Annotated in this window: 17 protein-coding genes; 9 read left to right on the top strand and 8 right to left on the bottom strand. The window is 67.5% G+C overall.

What is annotated here, in order from left to right:
* Positions 1-12: 12 nt before the first annotated feature.
* Positions 13-705 (bottom strand): hypothetical protein, encoded by a 693-nt coding sequence (locus E1288_RS36680; protein ID WP_132493286.1) that lies wholly within the window; start codon positions 703-705, stop codon positions 13-15.
* A gap of 133 nt (positions 706-838) precedes the next feature.
* On the opposite strand from E1288_RS36680, the gene E1288_RS36675 reads away from it, so the two are divergent.
* Positions 839-1,558, top strand: a complete 720-nt coding sequence (locus tag E1288_RS36675; RefSeq protein WP_132493285.1) for a GntR family transcriptional regulator — start codon at positions 839-841, stop codon at positions 1,556-1,558.
* Positions 1,559-1,580: 22 nt separating this feature from the next.
* Here the strand turns inward: E1288_RS36675 and E1288_RS36670 are convergent, their stop codons facing one another.
* Both E1288_RS36670 and E1288_RS36665 read right to left on the bottom strand, forming a co-directional pair.
* Positions 1,581-2,207 carry an MBL fold metallo-hydrolase gene (locus E1288_RS36670; RefSeq protein WP_132493284.1) on the bottom strand — a complete coding sequence of 209 codons (627 nt, stop codon included), beginning with the start codon at positions 2,205-2,207 and terminating at the stop codon, positions 1,581-1,583.
* Positions 2,204-3,289 carry an S-(hydroxymethyl)mycothiol dehydrogenase gene (locus E1288_RS36665; RefSeq protein ID WP_132493283.1) on the bottom strand — a complete coding sequence of 362 codons (1,086 nt, stop codon included), beginning with the start codon at positions 3,287-3,289 and terminating at the stop codon, positions 2,204-2,206. The genes E1288_RS36670 and E1288_RS36665 overlap by 4 nt, the downstream gene beginning before the upstream one ends.
* Before the next feature lie 152 nt (positions 3,290-3,441).
* Here E1288_RS36665 and E1288_RS36660 point away from each other — a divergent pair, with 152 nt between their 5' ends.
* On the top strand, positions 3,442-4,719 hold the full coding sequence (locus tag E1288_RS36660) for a helix-turn-helix domain-containing protein (RefSeq protein WP_132493282.1): 1,278 nt from the start codon (positions 3,442-3,444) through the stop codon (positions 4,717-4,719).
* A gap of 27 nt (positions 4,720-4,746) precedes the next feature.
* Here the strand turns inward: E1288_RS36660 and E1288_RS36655 are convergent, their stop codons facing one another.
* Entirely contained in the window at positions 4,747-5,673 is a 927-nt protein-coding gene (locus E1288_RS36655) for a DUF4331 family protein (RefSeq protein ID WP_235884067.1), read from the bottom strand.
* A gap of 409 nt (positions 5,674-6,082) precedes the next feature.
* Here E1288_RS36655 and E1288_RS36650 point away from each other — a divergent pair, with 409 nt between their 5' ends.
* The 7 genes from E1288_RS36650 (at position 6,083) to E1288_RS36620 (ending at position 10,007) form a co-directional block, all read left to right on the top strand.
* Positions 6,083-6,472 (top strand): hypothetical protein, encoded by a 390-nt coding sequence (locus E1288_RS36650; RefSeq protein WP_132493280.1) that lies wholly within the window; start codon positions 6,083-6,085, stop codon positions 6,470-6,472.
* Between the two features lie 270 nt (positions 6,473-6,742).
* The gene (phoU, locus tag E1288_RS36645) at positions 6,743-7,423 is read left to right on the top strand and encodes a phosphate signaling complex protein PhoU (RefSeq protein WP_132493308.1); all 681 of its coding nucleotides are present in this window, start codon (positions 6,743-6,745) and stop codon (positions 7,421-7,423) included.
* A gap of 557 nt (positions 7,424-7,980) precedes the next feature.
* A complete protein-coding gene (locus E1288_RS36640; RefSeq protein WP_132493279.1) occupies positions 7,981-8,217 on the top strand; it encodes a hypothetical protein in 237 nt (78 codons plus the stop codon).
* A gap of 261 nt (positions 8,218-8,478) precedes the next feature.
* The gene (locus E1288_RS36635; RefSeq protein ID WP_132493278.1) at positions 8,479-8,820 is read left to right on the top strand and encodes a hypothetical protein; all 342 of its coding nucleotides are present in this window, start codon (positions 8,479-8,481) and stop codon (positions 8,818-8,820) included.
* 97 nt (positions 8,821-8,917) lie between these two features.
* The gene (locus E1288_RS36630; RefSeq protein ID WP_132493277.1) at positions 8,918-9,136 is read left to right on the top strand and encodes a hypothetical protein; all 219 of its coding nucleotides are present in this window, start codon (positions 8,918-8,920) and stop codon (positions 9,134-9,136) included.
* A 320-nt stretch (positions 9,137-9,456) separates the two neighbouring features.
* A complete protein-coding gene (locus E1288_RS36625; RefSeq protein ID WP_132493276.1) occupies positions 9,457-9,642 on the top strand; it encodes a hypothetical protein in 186 nt (61 codons plus the stop codon).
* On the top strand, positions 9,642-10,007 hold the full coding sequence (locus E1288_RS36620) for a hypothetical protein (RefSeq protein ID WP_132493275.1): 366 nt from the start codon (positions 9,642-9,644) through the stop codon (positions 10,005-10,007). The genes E1288_RS36625 and E1288_RS36620 overlap by 1 nt, the downstream gene beginning before the upstream one ends.
* 342 nt (positions 10,008-10,349) lie before the next feature.
* On the opposite strand, the gene E1288_RS36615 is transcribed toward E1288_RS36620, so the two are convergent.
* From E1288_RS36615 to E1288_RS36600, 4 genes are all read right to left on the bottom strand, one after another.
* Positions 10,350-11,450 carry a sensor histidine kinase gene (locus tag E1288_RS36615; protein ID WP_132493274.1) on the bottom strand — a complete coding sequence of 367 codons (1,101 nt, stop codon included), beginning with the start codon at positions 11,448-11,450 and terminating at the stop codon, positions 10,350-10,352.
* Positions 11,447-12,115: a response regulator transcription factor gene (locus tag E1288_RS36610; RefSeq protein WP_132493273.1), complete on the bottom strand. Its 669-nt coding sequence runs from the start codon at positions 12,113-12,115 to the stop codon at positions 11,447-11,449. Before E1288_RS36610 ends, E1288_RS36615 begins: the two co-directional genes overlap by 4 nt.
* A 168-nt stretch (positions 12,116-12,283) precedes the next feature.
* Complete coding sequence (locus E1288_RS36605) at positions 12,284-12,859, bottom strand: VanZ family protein (protein WP_132493272.1); 576 nt, start codon at positions 12,857-12,859, stop codon at positions 12,284-12,286.
* A gap of 76 nt (positions 12,860-12,935) precedes the next feature.
* Entirely contained in the window at positions 12,936-14,171 is a 1,236-nt protein-coding gene (locus E1288_RS36600; protein ID WP_132493271.1) for a serine hydrolase domain-containing protein, read from the bottom strand.
* Positions 14,172-14,571 lie beyond the last annotated feature (400 nt).

Here is a 14,571-nt window from a genome sequence, read left to right as displayed (position 1 = left end):
TCCGGCGGCCGATCAGGTGTCGCGGCTGGCCGCCACGGACTCGGGGCTGAACGTGCGCCAGGCGATGTCGCGCATGCCGCGCATGGCCCGCAGGATCTCATCGCGGTCCTCGTCGGTGTGCACGTAGGTCGCCATCATCTGCAGGCCCAGGCCGACGTGGAACTTCTCGTCCTTCTCGATTTGCTTGTAGATCCGGGTGACCTCGTCGAGGCCGTGCCGTTCCGCGCCGCGGAAGGTCGGTTCGAAGCTTCCCGACGCCGACGTCTCCGACAGATTCCACGCCGCGACCGCGGACAGCGGGTGGCGGTCGAGGCATTCCCAGAGGAACCGGCTCCACGGCTCGGCTTCGGCGGGAACGGTCGTGGGCACCTCGCCGCCGAGGGACTCGATCGCCTTGCCGACCATGTCGTAATGCTCGGCTTCCTGGAAGGACTGCTTGGCCAGCAACGTGATGTGCCGCCGCTCGAACTGCATCCCGTAACGCCGGATCTCCTCGTTGAGGAGGTAGACGTAGTCGATCTCGCGCCAGCAGCGGGGGATCAGCCACAAGGCCAGCCGGGCCGGGTCGGGGTCCTCGTCGTAGCTGGCGAAGAAGGCTTCGGTCGCCTGGGCCGTGGCCACCTGGACCGAGTCGAGCAACTCGTCGAGTTCGGCCCTGATGGGATCGAGGCCACTGCCGCCCCTGACGTTGCGCACGTCGACCATGTCGCCCTCCGTATTTGTGTATCCAATGTCCGTGTATCCATGGATACAATCTGAGCGCGCAGTGGTTGTCAAGACCGAGGTAGCTGAACCGGAGCAGCGCCGGCTGTCCTAAGATTTCCGTTGTGAGGACGAAATGAGCGAGGCCGCGGACACGTTGCGGGCGCCGAGCAGCTACGCCGACCAGATCGCGCACATCCTGGAACGCGAGATCCTCGACGGGCGGTACCCCCGCGGGGAACACCTGCAGCAGGACGAGATCTGCGGGCGTTTCGGGGTCAGCCGCACGCCGGCGCGTGAGGCGCTGCGCAAGCTGCAGGCGATGAACCTGGTCGAACTGGTGCCGAACCGGGGCGCCATGGTCAAGGTGCCGACCCTGCGCGAGCTCAACGACGTCTACCAGGTGCGGGCGGAGCTCGAAGGGTTCGCCGCCGAACTGGCAGCCCGTTCGCACGACCCCGAGATGCTCGCGAAGCTGGAAAAGGCGCACGAGGCGCTGGCCGAGGTCGTGCCGCTCGCCGTCGCGAAACTCGACGACCCCGAGGAGACCGAGGCAGGCGAGCGACTGCGCCGGTTCAACGACACCTTCCACGGCATCGTCCACGACGCCGGGGGGAACCAGCGGCTCGGCGGGATGATCCAGGACCTGCACCGCTACTTCCCGAAGGACACCGTGCGGCTTGCCGTCCGGTCGCCGGAGACCCTGCGGGCGCTCTACGTCGAGGAGCACGCGGTCGTCCTGGAGCACATCACCCGCGGACGGGCCGCGCGGGCGCGCACGGCGATGCGCGACCACATCCGCGGGTCGCAGGCGATGCTGGTGGACTACCTGCGTGGCCGGGGTTTCGGCGATTGAACCGGACCGGCGGGCCGGTCCGTCAGTAGCCGCGGGCGATCCATTCGGCCAGGTGCGGTGCTTCGGTGCCGATGGTGGTGCCGTCGCCGTGGCCCGTGTGCACGCGGGTGTCCTCGGGCAGGGCGAACACACGTTCCCGGATCGAGCCGATGATGGTCGGGAAGTCGGAGAACGAGCGGCCGGTGGCGCCCGGACCGCCGGAGAAGAGGGTGTCCCCGGAGAACAGGGCCTTGGCTTCGGGCAGGTGCAGGCAGATCGAACCGGGCGAATGCCCCGGCGTGTGGAGCACCTCGAGTTCCGTTCCCGCGACGGCGATCCGCTCCTCGTCGCTCGCTTGCCGGAACGACTGGCCCGGGTGGGTCATCTCCCACAGTTCGCGGTCCCCGGGGTGTAGCAGGACCGGAGCGTGGAGCTGCTTGCCCAACTGCGGGGCGGCGGTGACGTGGTCGTTGTGCCCGTGCGTGCAGACGACGGCGACGACATTGCGATCGCCCACAGCCTCGATGATCGGCTTGCCGTCGTGGGCCGCGTCGATGACGACGACGTCGGTGTCGTCGCCGACGAGCCAGATGTTGTTGTCCACTTCCCAGGTCCCGCCGTCGAGTTCGAAGACGCCGGTGGTGACGACGTGGTCGATCCGCAGGTTCAAAGGATCACCACCGAGCGCAGGACTTCGCCGGAGTGCATGGTGTGGAAGGCTTTCTCGACCTCGTCGAGCCTGATGCGTTCGGTCACGAACTTCTCCAGCGGCAGCCTGCCCTGCAGGTACAGGTCGATCAGCATCGGGAAGTCGCGCTCGGGCAGGCAGTCGCCATACCACGACGACTTCAGGGCGCCGCCGCGGGCGAAGAAGTCCAGCAACGGCATCTCCAGCCGCATGTCCGGCGTGGGCACGCCGACGAGCACGACGGTGCCGGCGAGATCACGTGCGTAGAAGGCCTGCTTCCAGGTCTCGGGACGGCCCACCGCGTCGATCACGACGTCGGCACCGAACCCGCCGGTCAGTTCCGCGATCGCTTCGACCGCGTCGATGTCGGAGGCGTTGATCACGTGGGTGGCGCCCAGTTCGCGGGCCCAGTCGAGTTTCCTCTCGTCCCGGTCGACCGCGATGATCGTGCCCGCGCCGGCCAAGCGGGCACCGGCGATGGCGGCGTCGCCGACACCGCCGCAGCCGATGACCGCGACCGAATCGCCACGGCCGACCATGCCGGTGTTGACCGCCGCGCCCAGTCCGGCCATGACCCCGCAGCCGAGCAGCCCCGCGACGGCAGGATCGGCGGCGGGATCGACCTTGGTGCATTGCCCGGCGTGCACGAGCGTCTTGTCGGCGAACGCGCCGATCCCGAGCGCCGGGGTAAGCTCGGTGCCGTCGGTCAGCGTCATCGGCTGTTCGGCGTTGTAGGTGTCGAAGCAGTACTGCGGTCGCCCGCGTTTGCAGGCACGGCACTGGCCGCAGACCGCCCGCCAGTTCAGGATCACGAAGTCACCCGGCTGCACGGATTCGACACCTTCACCGACCATCTCGACGGTGCCCGCGGCCTCGTGCCCGAGCAGGAACGGGAACTCGTCGTTGATCCCGCCCTCGCGGTAGGTCAGGTCCGTGTGGCACACGCCGCACGCCGCGATGTCGACCACGACCTCGCCGGGACCGGGGTCGGGGATCACGATGTCGGTCAGCTCGACCGGGGCCTGCTTCGAACGGGCGATCACCCCGCGCACCTGCTGTGGCATATGGGTTTGCTTCCTTGTCCGTCGGCGGAAAAGCATGCGCTTCGGCGCATGCCGTTCGCGACCCTAACCGCGCCATGCCGCTGGACGACCTGGTCGAAAGGCGGACAAAACCTCGACTTCCGGCTAGCGGACCTGCAGCCTAGACTCGCTGGATGGTCGACCCGAAGCCCCCGCGCCCGGACCGTCTGCGCGGTTTGCGAGAGGTCGTCGACGGCCCGCTGCATGGGATCGCCGGCCGGTTCTCCCGTTTCCTGTCCGCCCGGTGGCCGCACAGCGCCCTCGTCATCTTCACCCGGGAATGCACGGGCCGTCCACGCAAGGTCGCGGGGGACGCCGAGATGATCAACCGCGTCACCATCGACGAACTCGACCAGCTCAAAGCCCGTGTCGACCCCGGCGCCCCTGTCGCGGCGAGCGCCGTGATCGGCGGCGTGACACGCGCGGTGTGGGTGGTGCTGGATCCGGTTGGCACGCTGCTCGTGCTGGTGCCCCGCACGCCACGGAAGCGATTGCCGGAAGCAGAGGAGCTGGCGGGGTTCTTCGGCATCGTCGCGACCTCGATCAGGCAGCAGGTAGCTCAGGCCAGCCCGGACTACCTCGCCGAATCACGGGCCGCCTCGACCGAGCGGGCGCGCACGATCACGGAGATGGTCGCCGCGCACGAAAGCGCCTTGTTGTCCATTCTGAACGCACTGCGCTCCTCCGGACTCGATGACCGGCGTGCCCGGCTCACCGCGACCGAGGCGGCCTCGGCAGCGCTGGTCGTCTTGCGGTCCGCGCAAGAATCGGATCTGTCGTTGTCGGAAGAACCCGCATCGGCCGCGTTCACCAAGCTGCGCAAGAACATCCGGCAGCTGATGAAGCACCACGAGGTGTGCCTGGAGTTCATCGCGCCCGGCAAGACCGCGCGACCGTTGCCGGGGGAAGTCGCCTATGCGGCGCGCGCGATGACGAGGACGATCGTGTTGGCCTTCGCCGCGCAGTCCAGGTTGGCCAGGCTGCGTGTCGCGTGGAGTTGCGACGGTGGCTCGCTGCTGATCGACGTGCGTGATCAGGAAGCCGGAGAGCTGGACGTGAGCACGTTGTCGCGAGAGCTGGAAGGCCGGGCACGGACGCTGGGCGCCGCTGTCGACTTGGACGCCGTCCCGGGCTGGGGCAGCCGGGTCAACATCGCTCTCCCGCTCGACTCGCCCACCACGCACTCCGGCGAGCCGCGACTGACCAGCCTCAACGCCAGGGAGCACGAAGTCCTGCGCCTGCTCGCCCAGGGCAAGCGCAACAAAGCCATCGCCGACGAGCTCGGCGTCACGGAAAGCACCGTCAAATTCCACGTCACCGGTGTGCTGCGCAAACTCGACGTCGGCTCGCGGGGCGAGGCGGCCGCGCTGGCCCGCAGCGCCGAACTCACCCCGTCGGCGCCGGCGCGGTGACCGAGGATCCATCTGGGGCTTGGCCGGTCACCCGGCGACCGGGGCGCCGTGTGGTGCTCCGAGGTAGGGGAATTCGCTGAGCAGGTCGTCGTGCGGTCCAATGTGGTCGGTAGTGATCTTCCCGCCGGACACCATCGCCAGCCGCATGGAGGTGACGTCGTCGGTGAGCTTGCGTCCGTTGGGGTAGGCGGCCGGCTTGCTGCGGTCGAAACGCAGGACGTCGGGCAGCACCGTTCGCAGTGTCTGCTCGGCGGTTTGCGGGTCGTAGCCGCCGGTGTACTGGAGCACTGCGGTCCAGGGTTGCAGGTAGGTGTCCCAGTCGGTGGCGGGTTCGCCTTCGTTGTAGGCGTCCTTGACGTCTTCTTCGTTGAAGTAGGCGGTCAGGGAAGGGTGTGCACCGCGGTCGACGGACTTGAGCTGTCCGTTGCGGCGCAGGCTCGCCCGCATCCACAGCCCGATCTCGGGATCCGAGCTCAGCTCGGCATCGGGCATTTCCAGGACGAGACCGAAAATGTTCTTGTCGGCCATGGCGTCGTGACCGGTCCACTGGAAGTCGTTGCCGATGCCTTCCAGGTCGGCGAAGAACGGGTCGCTGCGCAGCCCGGCGAAGAACCGGTACGGTCCCGTTTCGACGGTTCGCGGGTCCGGGCCGAGGTCGACCGGAGCGTTGGTGATGACGGGATCACCGACGGCGTCGTGCTCTCTGGCCTGCGCGCCGGTGGCGCGGTAGACGGTCACGGTCTGTTGTCCGTTTCCGGGTGCGGAGAACACGAAGCTGAATGCCACGTCGGCGCGGTGGTCGCCGTCGGTGTCGACGTTGATCCGGTACACCGCATCCGGGTGCAAGGCGTCGTTCTCGCCCGCGAACGGATGGATGTCCATGATCAGGACCGTTCGGTCGCCGGGCGCGCTGAACGCGAACAGGTCGGTCAGGTCCAAGCGCGGATCGTTCATGGGAGGCCGAAGATTCGGTCCGCTGAGGTGATGAGACGTTTCATCAGGGTCGGCCAAGTCTGCCAACATCGCCAGGCGCTGAGCTGGCCACGTCCTTGGAGGCCGCGCGTCGGTGAACGCGAAGCCCGCACACCGTTGTGGCGGGATAAACGATGAACGTCGCTGAATTGGGGGAAGAATTCGACGGAGCAAGGCAGCCGGACGAGCAGATCCTGGGTGGTCCTGGGGAATGGGCGTTCCGTTCGGCATGCATCGAGCTCCATCCGGGAATAGTGTCTGCCCGTCGTCCTGGCCTCAAAGCACCTCCGACCACCGAATCGAGGAGACCGATATGTGGGTTGGGGCCTCATTCACGTCTTCCGCGTCGAAAGGCCACGCAGTGCGTGAAAGACTCACGATCACACTTTCGGTGACGATCACGACCGATCCTGTTGCTTGGTACCGCGCGCACGGTGCGGACGCCGGCGTTGACCTCCCCGCCTACCTTCTCACCAGCCTGCGGGATCTTCCTCGGATCCGCGCCACCAACAGCGGGGTTCGGCTGGCCCGCCTCAGCCGGCGCGGGCGGGGTGCCGCACGCCAACTGCCTCAACACCGTTCGCCAGACCCGCGGCCGTTCCTCGGCGAGGTCAGCGTGATCAATCGCCGCCGAGCAAGGCGGCACCGGCTCGACGCGGAAAAGCATTCGTCGCTGACCGGCCTTATCCCCGGCATCGTGAATCCTCTGCTGGGCCTGCTGCGAGGTGGCGACCAGCAGATCCCCCAGAACCCATCCGGGAAGTACCTGCAATCGGTTTGACGAGCAGGCAAACCTGATTTGGGGCGGTCTGATGGCCTGGCTATTGAGAGCGCTTCTGCGAACGCCAAGTGCAGCTTTCGACTCCATTGCGAGTGATTCCGAATTCTCGTGGAGCTTGCCAAACTGGAGTCGACGAGCCGGCTTGCCAACGAGCGCGTCCGGCCCGGGGCGGCGGGTGTCCCTGTCGAACGTGGTGAGCTTGGTGGAGCTGCCGCTTTCGGCTGCTCTCCGCATATCGCGGGCACGTCGCCCGAGGCTTACGCTGATCGCGTGCGGGAAGCTTTTCACAGGGAGCTAGCGCAGCTGGGAAATCAGCTGTCCGGCATGTGCGAGCTCGCCGCCGACACCATGCGGCGCGCCACCGCGGCCTTGCTCAACGGCGATGTGGGGCTCGCCGAGCAGGTGATGGAGGAGGATGCCACGCTGGACCAAGCGGGCAAGGCCTGCGAAGGGTTCGCTCAGTCGCTGCTGGCACTGCAGACTCCGGTGGCCAGTGACCTGCGCGCCATTCTGGCCACTCTCTACTGCGCGGTGAAGGTCGAACGGATGGGCGGTCTCGCCGTCAACGTCGCGAAACTCGTTCGCCGCAACCACCCGGCCAGGGTCGTGCCGCCGGATTTGGAAGATCAGTTCCGGGAAATGGGAGAACTCGACGTGCGCATGTGCGAGCACCTCTGCGAACTCGTCACCGGCAGTGCGGAAGGCCGGTTCGCCGAGCTCAACCGCGCCGACGACGCCATCGACGCCCTGCACGCGAGGATTCTCGAGACCGTTACCGGCGGGGGCTGGTCGCACGGGATCCCCGCGGCGGTGAACGTGGCGTTGCTGGCCCGGTTCTACGAGCGCTTTGCCGATCAGGCGGTCTCCGTGGCCCGGCGCTTGGAGTTCGCCGCCACCGGCACTCTCCCCACCCGGTCCAGCTTCCCCGGTTCTCTTGGCTTTCACCGGTAGGTGCTGATCGTCGACGCCGCTCACCGGTCGAGCGGGGACAGATCCCGGCCTAACCGCCCGGAGCGGGAGCAGTGCAGGTCCTCGGGTGAGGCCAGGACAAGATCGGCTGAGGCTTAATAGCATTCGCGTTTCGAAAAACTCTTGGTCTCGAACCTTGCGTTACTTGCCGGTAGCGCTCAGTGTTCGTAGTCACGCTGACCGGCGAAAACGGGTCCTGCGTGGTTCGGGCAAGGTGTCGGGGCCTTGCCAAGATCGGGAAGGTGCGGGTGGCCGTCGGGGTGTCACCTGCACCGCGAAGTTCACCTCGCAGCGGGCCGCCCCCGCACCCGCAGTGCGGGGGCGGCCCGTTGCGTTGTTCCACCGCGCTCATGCGTTGGCCGTCTTAAAGTCCCGGTCGCGCCTCCGCGGGGCCGAGCTGCGGCTGCCCGCGCCGTCCGCGCTACTGACTCTGCCGTCTGCCAACGGAACTAACTCGGGTCGAAAGGCCCAGGCGAACCTGAACAAGACTTCGGATACTGGTCAGTAGGCTTACCTTCCCGAGACGCCGCAGGTGATCAATGGCCCAAGTGCTCAGCCGTTGGAGAGCGGGGCACTCCGACTGGTCTCCCATCGCCCCGTACGAGATCGTCCTCGAACGGATCTATTCCAAGTGGCATGTGACCTACCTGGTTCACGGAGAGCGTCACGCCCGCATCGGGTTCGATACCGAGGACGAGGCTTTGCGGAACATTGCCTGGCTGAAAACCCAATACCCGGAGGGCGCCAGCGCGTGGATTGCGGTAACAGCGATGTAGTGGCCCTGCCACAAGATCACGAATCATTGCCACCAGGCGAGGCGAGCGCCAACTGAGCGTCTCGTGCTCGACGCCCTTTCACCGGAATTCCGGGCAGCGTCAGCGGCGGCGTGGGCGCAGTGGCTGAAGTCGCGGGCGAAGGGGGACGATCGGGCAGCCGCACATGCCCGAACGTCGCCGCATGGCGGTGGTTTCCCTTTTGCGTTGGAAGTTTTCGGTTGAATCGGTGGTGCAATCGACATCCGATGAAGGGATTCGCCAATGAAGCAGTCAACCAAGCGTCGGGCTGGCCGCGGTCTCGTGCTGGTCGCAACCCTGGGAGCGGCGCTGGTCACGGCGACGGCCGGCACCGCCGCAGCGGCCACCCCGGGCCAATTCACCTTGTGTTCCAAGGGAGGATACGACTCCTACGCCGCCTTCCCGGATTCGCATTCGTCCACTGTGGTCGTCCCCGACGGGCAGTGCATCACGCTCGGCATCAGCGGCACGGAGCGGTACGAGATCCGCATCGCGAGCAACGACGAGACCATGGGAGGCGGCACGTACGACCCGCGCGAAGGGGTGACCGTCACCACCGTCAAAGACGGCTTCTTCTGGTCCTGACGACTAGGCGGGGCAGTGCGGACGTCGTGACGCGCGGTGTCGGAACTGCCCCGTTCGCGTCCGGCCCAACTGCATGATGGTCAACGGGAGGATTCTGGTGAAGAAGTTCGCAATCGGCGCCGTTCTCGGGCTCAGTGTGCTGGCGGCCACCGCAACGCCCGCGGCAGCGGAAGGTTGGAGCTACACGGGGCATTGGTACTACACCGAGGCCCAGTGCGAGAAGGCCTGGGAAGACATGACCGGTGGGGGCCCGAGCCTGCCGCACGAGTGCCGGCACAACAACGGCGTGTACGAGTTGTGGGCCTACAGCTTGTGACGACCCGGCAGTAGTCGTGCGATTCGGCGAGGCCCTCTTCGACGACGAACCGAGGGACTCGCCGAATGGCGCCTGACCAGACACCACTGTGGACGGTCTGCGCTGATCTCGATGACAGCGCAACTGATCTGCGGATTTCTTCTTGCGGGAACTGGGTTCCGGGACCGCCTTTGGTATCGAGGGGATAACGGTTGGCTGGAACCCTGAACCGCCACGGGGTGGGCCGCATCTGAACAACTGTCGTACCGACAGCTGGAACCGACTCCTCCGGCGCGTTGGGCGGCATGCGGCACTGCACCCCAAGAGGAGAAACACCGACCATGACCTACGCCCCCACCACCGCGCCTGCGCACGGGCACGCGCCGAAGCGACCGGTGACGCTGCTCATCCTGCAGATCTTCGCCGGACTGTCCGGACTGCTGCCGATCGTCGCCGGGATCCTGAACTTCGCCAGCTGGCCGAGGACGAGCTGGTCAACAACATCGACCGCATCGAGCCCGGCCTGATGGACGAGGCGGGCCTCAGCGAGGACGCGTTCGTCGAGCTGATGCGCAGCACCGGCCAGTGGGACGGCTTCGTCGCCGGATTCCAGGGCGCCATGGCCACCTGGGCGAGCGTCGAGATCGGCTTTGGCATCCTGGTGCTGGTGTGGACGATCTTCGCCCGTACGATCTGGGCCCGGGTGCTGCTCACCGTGTTCTCGGTGCTCGCCTTCATCGTCCACTTCGTCGCCATCGGCACCTCGGCCATGGGATCGGACGTGGTCGGCGGGATGCTCATGGCCGCTTGGCCCTGCTGCCTGCTGGCGCTCGTGTTCTGCTGGCTCCCGCCGATCAACCGCTACGCCAAGGCGGTGAAGCCGGCTCGCTGACCGCGGCCGCGGGCTGCGGAGATCGAGGCCCGTCGGGAAACCGGCGGGCCTCGCCGCCTAACGACCGGTGACCGTCGCGAACACGTGCAGCAGATCGGACGTCTGAAAGGCCAGGTCGGCACTCATTGAAGAAGTGTTTCGCCGCCGAGGAAGCGCAGAAGGCCGAACTCGCCGCGTTGTCCGAGCCGTCTCGCGGCTGACTGCTCAGCACGAGGAGATCACCCGGCTGCGCGCCGCGCTGGCCTTCGGCGACGTCCGCAGGCTGCCGACTGGACGTGGCCAGCCCTGAGCGGTGCCCCGTTGCACCGGTCCTACCAGTGCTCCAGCCGGAAATCGTGACGTTCATGGGTCTTGCCGCGATGGCTGCGGGTTGCCGGGGAGTCGGATCGTGACGAGGAGACCGCCGGTGGGGCGGGGGGTGAGGTCAAGGGTCCCGTCGTGTGCTCGGACGATGCTGTGCACGATGGCCAGTCCGAGGCCGGCGCCGGCATGTTCGTTGGTGCGTATGCGCTCCGTGCCGCGTCGGAAGGGTTCGGTGAGGGTCGGGACCAGTTCCGGCGGGAGCGGATGGCCCGTGTTCTCGACCCGCAGCACGCTCGCGCCGTGCTGGGATTCGGTGTGGACCGTGACGGCGCCGCCCGCGGGAAGGTTGTGGACGATGGCGTTCTGGACGAGGTTCGTCACCATCCGCAGTATGAGTGGCGCGGAGCCGGCGGTCTGCGTCGTCTCGCCGGTGACGTCGAGCGTGATCCCGCGTTGTTCGGCGAGGGGAAGCAGCGTTTCGGTGGCTTCTTCTGCGATGAGGGAGATGTCGACGGGCTCGCGGGTGAAGCTCCCGCGGTCGCTGCGGCTGAGCAGTAGGAGGGCCTCGGTGAGGTCGATCGCCCGCGTGTTCACGACGTGCAGGCGTTCGACGAGTTCGCCCTGGTCCCGCGTCGGGTCGTTGCGAGCGACGTCGAGCAGTGTCCGCGAGATCGCCAGCGGGGTGCGCAGTTCGTGGGAGGCGTTCGCGGCGAACCTGCGCTGTTCGGTGACGTGGGATTCGAGTTGTTCGAGCATGGTGTCGAACGCGTCGGCGAGTTCGCGGAACTCGTCCTTGCGGCCTTCCATGCGGATCCGGTGGGACAGCGATCCGTTCGAGGCCCTCCGTGCCGCGTCCGCGATCCGTGTCAGCGGTGCGAGCATCCGTCCGGCGAGGAGCCATCCGCCCAGGAGGCCGAACACGAGCAGGAAGGCCAGTGCTGAGGCCGCGGCAGGCGTGAAGACCATCAAGAGGACGTGCCGGTTGGGCGAGATCCCGAGCAGGCCCTGGTCGTTGTCGGGTACGTGGCGCAGCAGGAACACCCACACCACGGCCAGCACGACAGCGCCTGCGACGAAGAGGAATCCGGCGTAGCTGATGGTGAGTTTCAGTCTGGCGCTGAGCCCCGGGCGTCTGTTCATGGGTGGGTGGTGTCGATTCGGTAGCCGACACCGGGCACCGTGGCGATGAGCCATGGCTCGCCGAGTCGTTTGCGCAGGGCGGAGATGGTGATGCGGACGGCGTTGGTGAAGGGGTCGGCGTTCTCGTCCCAGGCCCGCTCCAGTAGTTCTTCCGCGCTCACGACACCGCCTTCGGCGGCGACGAGGACTTCGAGCACGGCGAACTGCTTCCTGGTGAGCGCGACGTAGCGGCCGTCGCGGAAGACCTCCCGGCGGAAGGGGTCCAGCCGGAGGCCGGCGATCTCGCTGACCGGGGGTCGGGCGGGCGCGCGTCTGCGGTCGAGCGCCCTCAGCCGCAGGACGAGCTCCCGAAGCTCGAACGGTTTGGTGAGGTAATCGTCGGCGCCGAGCTCGAACCCGGAGGCCTTGTCGTCGATCCGGTCGGCGGCGGTGAGCATGAGGATCGGGATGCCGCTGCCGGAGGCGACGATGCGTCGGGCGACCTCGTCGCCGGAGGGGCCTGGGATGTCGCGATCGAGCACCGCGAGGTCGTAGGAGTTGATGCTGAGCAGCTCGAGGGCGGAGTCGCCGTCGCCTGCGATGTCGGCGGCGATCGCTTCCAGCCGGAGACCGTCACGGACCGCTTCGGCCAGGTAGGGTTCGTCCTCCACGATCAGCACGCGCACACTTGGAGCCTAAGCGGCACGGCATATCGCCGACATATCGAAAATCGAACACGCCCCGGCACGGTGACCGTTCAACGAGCTCCGGGCCAAGTGCCTGATCCACAACACCACGAGCCGGTCGCGGGCGGGTACCCCGTGCGCCACGGCGATCGGCGTGCCGCGGGCGGCTCAGCGTCCCGGTACCGCCGCCGATCGAGGACGGTCCGACGACGCTGTGGCCGTTGCGCGCCACCAGCGGCGCGACGCCAGCGCGGCCAGCCCGGCGCCGGCGGCGTTGAGCAGTACGTCGTCCACTGAGGACACCCGGTCCAGCCGCAGGACGTACTGCGCGGTCTCGACCAGGACCGAGCAGGCCGCCGCGAGCGCCAGGATCCGCGGTACTGACGCCAGCGCCGCGAACCGCAACGGGGCGAAGAACCCCAGCGCCGCGAACACCAGCAGGTTGCCGACGATCTGGAACGTCGCCCCGTCGTCGAGGAGCGCGAGCAGATCCCGCAGCGGAACCAGGCTCATCCGGCCGGGGACTTCGCCGGCCCCGCTGCCCGGCAACATGGTCATCCACACCCACGGCACCGTCCCGTAGACGATGCCGACATCGGCCAGCGACGTCCGCCACGGCGACGGGCTGGTCGGCGCTCTGGTGGCGGCCAGAACCCACACCGCCAGCGCTGCCAACGGCAGTGCGACCACCGTGATGACCGCTATGCCGGTGAACGTGCTGACCCAAAGCCACCCCTTGAGCATGTTTCCTCTGCTTCCGCCCGATCGCGATTTCTTCGATGTCCCAACAGCGGTCAGCGCTGGACCAGCCGAAGGCGCGTCAGCCGCCGCCTGGCGGGTCGATCGTCACGCCGGTGATGGCCTTGATCTCCTGCAGGCAGATGTCTTGTATCGGCACTTCGTCGTAGTTGCTGAGGACGACGCCGACCCAGCCGGTGTCCGGGTAGATGGTCCAGTTGGCGCTGCTGCCGCCAGTGCCGCCGCCGCGCCCGATCACCCACTGGTCGCCGATGATCGAGACCGGCATCGTGTACGCCTCGTACGACGTGGGGCCGTGGCCGGGGAGCTTGGGCCCGGCGAACAAGTCGGCGTATGGCCGGTCCAGCACCGTGCCGTCGCGCAGCGCGTTCGCGAACCGAACCAGGTCCGGCGCGGTGGCGAAGCCGTCGCCCGAGGCGTAGCCGATGAAGCCGCGGCCCGGGTTCCGGGTGCCCTTGTCCAGGTTGCGGACGGCGTCCACCCGGCTACCGTCCGCCTGGAGCATGTACGAGCGCGCGATGTGCTCGTCGGTGAGCCACTGCTGCCTGGTGTAGAACGCCGAGCCGGTCATGCCGCAGCGCCCGAAGACGTGTTGGTGCACGTAGTCCCAGAACGTCGTGCCGGTCACGGCCTCCACGATCTGCGCGGCGATGGCCAGGCTGGCGCCGCCGCCGGGTCGGTGGCCGTTGTCGCCCGAGCCGGGGACGGCCACCAGCTCCGCCTGCCGGGTCCACTGCTGGTGGTACTCGTGCACCTCCTCCTTGCTGTGGAAGACGCGTTGCCAGTCCGGCATCGGGGCGTCCAGCCCGGAGATGGGGGTGAGCAGGTGGTGGATGGTTACCTGCTCGGCGATCTCCCTGGCGAAGCCGGTCAGGTGGGTGCCCACCGTGTCCGACAGCGCCACCTTGCCCTGCTGCGCCAACTGCAGGATGGCCACCGACAAGAACGGCTGGCTCCCCGAGGAGAGGTTGACCGCGACACCCTCGTGGTTTCGGATCCCCTTCTCCTTGTCGGCCATGCCGTAGCTACGCGACAGCACCGTCCGGCCCCGGTACGACAGCAGCACCACGCCGGAGAACTTGTCCTCCGCGGCCAGTTCCGCCACGTACCGGTCGTAGGCCCCGCCGGGCTGGGTGTCCGGCGGGATCCGGTCGCGCCCTGACGGCTCCGGCGCGGCGGAGGCGTGGCCGAGCCCGGCGCCGACCAGCGGCGCGCCGGTCGCCACGCCGGCGGCCGCCAACCCGCCCAACCCGAGTAGCCGCCGCCGGTCGATACCACGTGCGGAATCCGAGTCCACGATCACGGTCCTTTCCCCATCGACGAACCGACTCATGCGCCACCCGTATGCGGATGCGCTGGGGTCCATGCCTTCACTGAAGACGCAAGACCGTTGCGGTGGCGTATGCGATTTTCGATACGCCCGCGATACACCCGAACGGCCTAAGCCTCGATCCACCGAAGAGGGCGTTGGCGGTGATTCTGATTCGCTTTGTTGATCTTTTGGCGTGGTGAAGGGCGTGTGTGATCCGCTGGTCTGCCCAGCCTGTTCCACTGATCGAGGTCTCCGGTTGGGCCCGTGTGGGCGGTGTTGGTGCTGGTCAGGCTGCTGTTGGTGGTGATGAGGCGGCGGCGTGCAGGGTGGTGAAGTGCTGGGCCCAGGGCCAGTGGGCGGGCAGGTGCAGGAGGGGTTTGCCTTG

This window comes from Saccharopolyspora elongata, assembly GCF_004348985.1.
GTDB lineage: Bacteria > Actinomycetota > Actinomycetes > Mycobacteriales > Pseudonocardiaceae > Saccharopolyspora > Saccharopolyspora elongata.
This window is presented reverse-complemented; position numbering and strand designations above follow the sequence as displayed.

Excerpts from the sequence above, each read along its gene's own strand:
- E1288_RS36680 (WP_132493286.1), bottom strand. The coding sequence starts at position 705 with ATGGTCGACGTGCGCAACGTCAGGGGCGGCAGTGGCCTCGATCCCATC.
- E1288_RS36665 (WP_132493283.1), bottom strand. The coding sequence starts at position 3,289 with ATGCCACAGCAGGTGCGCGGGGTGATCGCCCGTTCGAAGCAGGCCCCG.
- E1288_RS36625 (WP_132493276.1), top strand. The coding sequence starts at position 9,457 with ATGACCTACGCCCCCACCACCGCGCCTGCGCACGGGCACGCGCCGAAG.
- E1288_RS36620 (WP_132493275.1), top strand. The coding sequence starts at position 9,642 with ATGGACGAGGCGGGCCTCAGCGAGGACGCGTTCGTCGAGCTGATGCGC.
- E1288_RS36660 (WP_132493282.1), top strand. The coding sequence starts at position 3,442 with ATGGTCGACCCGAAGCCCCCGCGCCCGGACCGTCTGCGCGGTTTGCGA.
- E1288_RS36605 (WP_132493272.1), bottom strand. The coding sequence starts at position 12,859 with ATGCTCAAGGGGTGGCTTTGGGTCAGCACGTTCACCGGCATAGCGGTC.
- E1288_RS36635 (WP_132493278.1), top strand. The coding sequence starts at position 8,479 with ATGAAGCAGTCAACCAAGCGTCGGGCTGGCCGCGGTCTCGTGCTGGTC.
- E1288_RS36615 (WP_132493274.1), bottom strand. The coding sequence starts at position 11,450 with ATGAACAGACGCCCGGGGCTCAGCGCCAGACTGAAACTCACCATCAGC.
- E1288_RS36675 (WP_132493285.1), top strand. The coding sequence starts at position 839 with ATGAGCGAGGCCGCGGACACGTTGCGGGCGCCGAGCAGCTACGCCGAC.
- E1288_RS36655 (WP_235884067.1), bottom strand. The coding sequence starts at position 5,673 with ATGAACGATCCGCGCTTGGACCTGACCGACCTGTTCGCGTTCAGCGCG.
- E1288_RS36640 (WP_132493279.1), top strand. The coding sequence starts at position 7,981 with ATGGCCCAAGTGCTCAGCCGTTGGAGAGCGGGGCACTCCGACTGGTCT.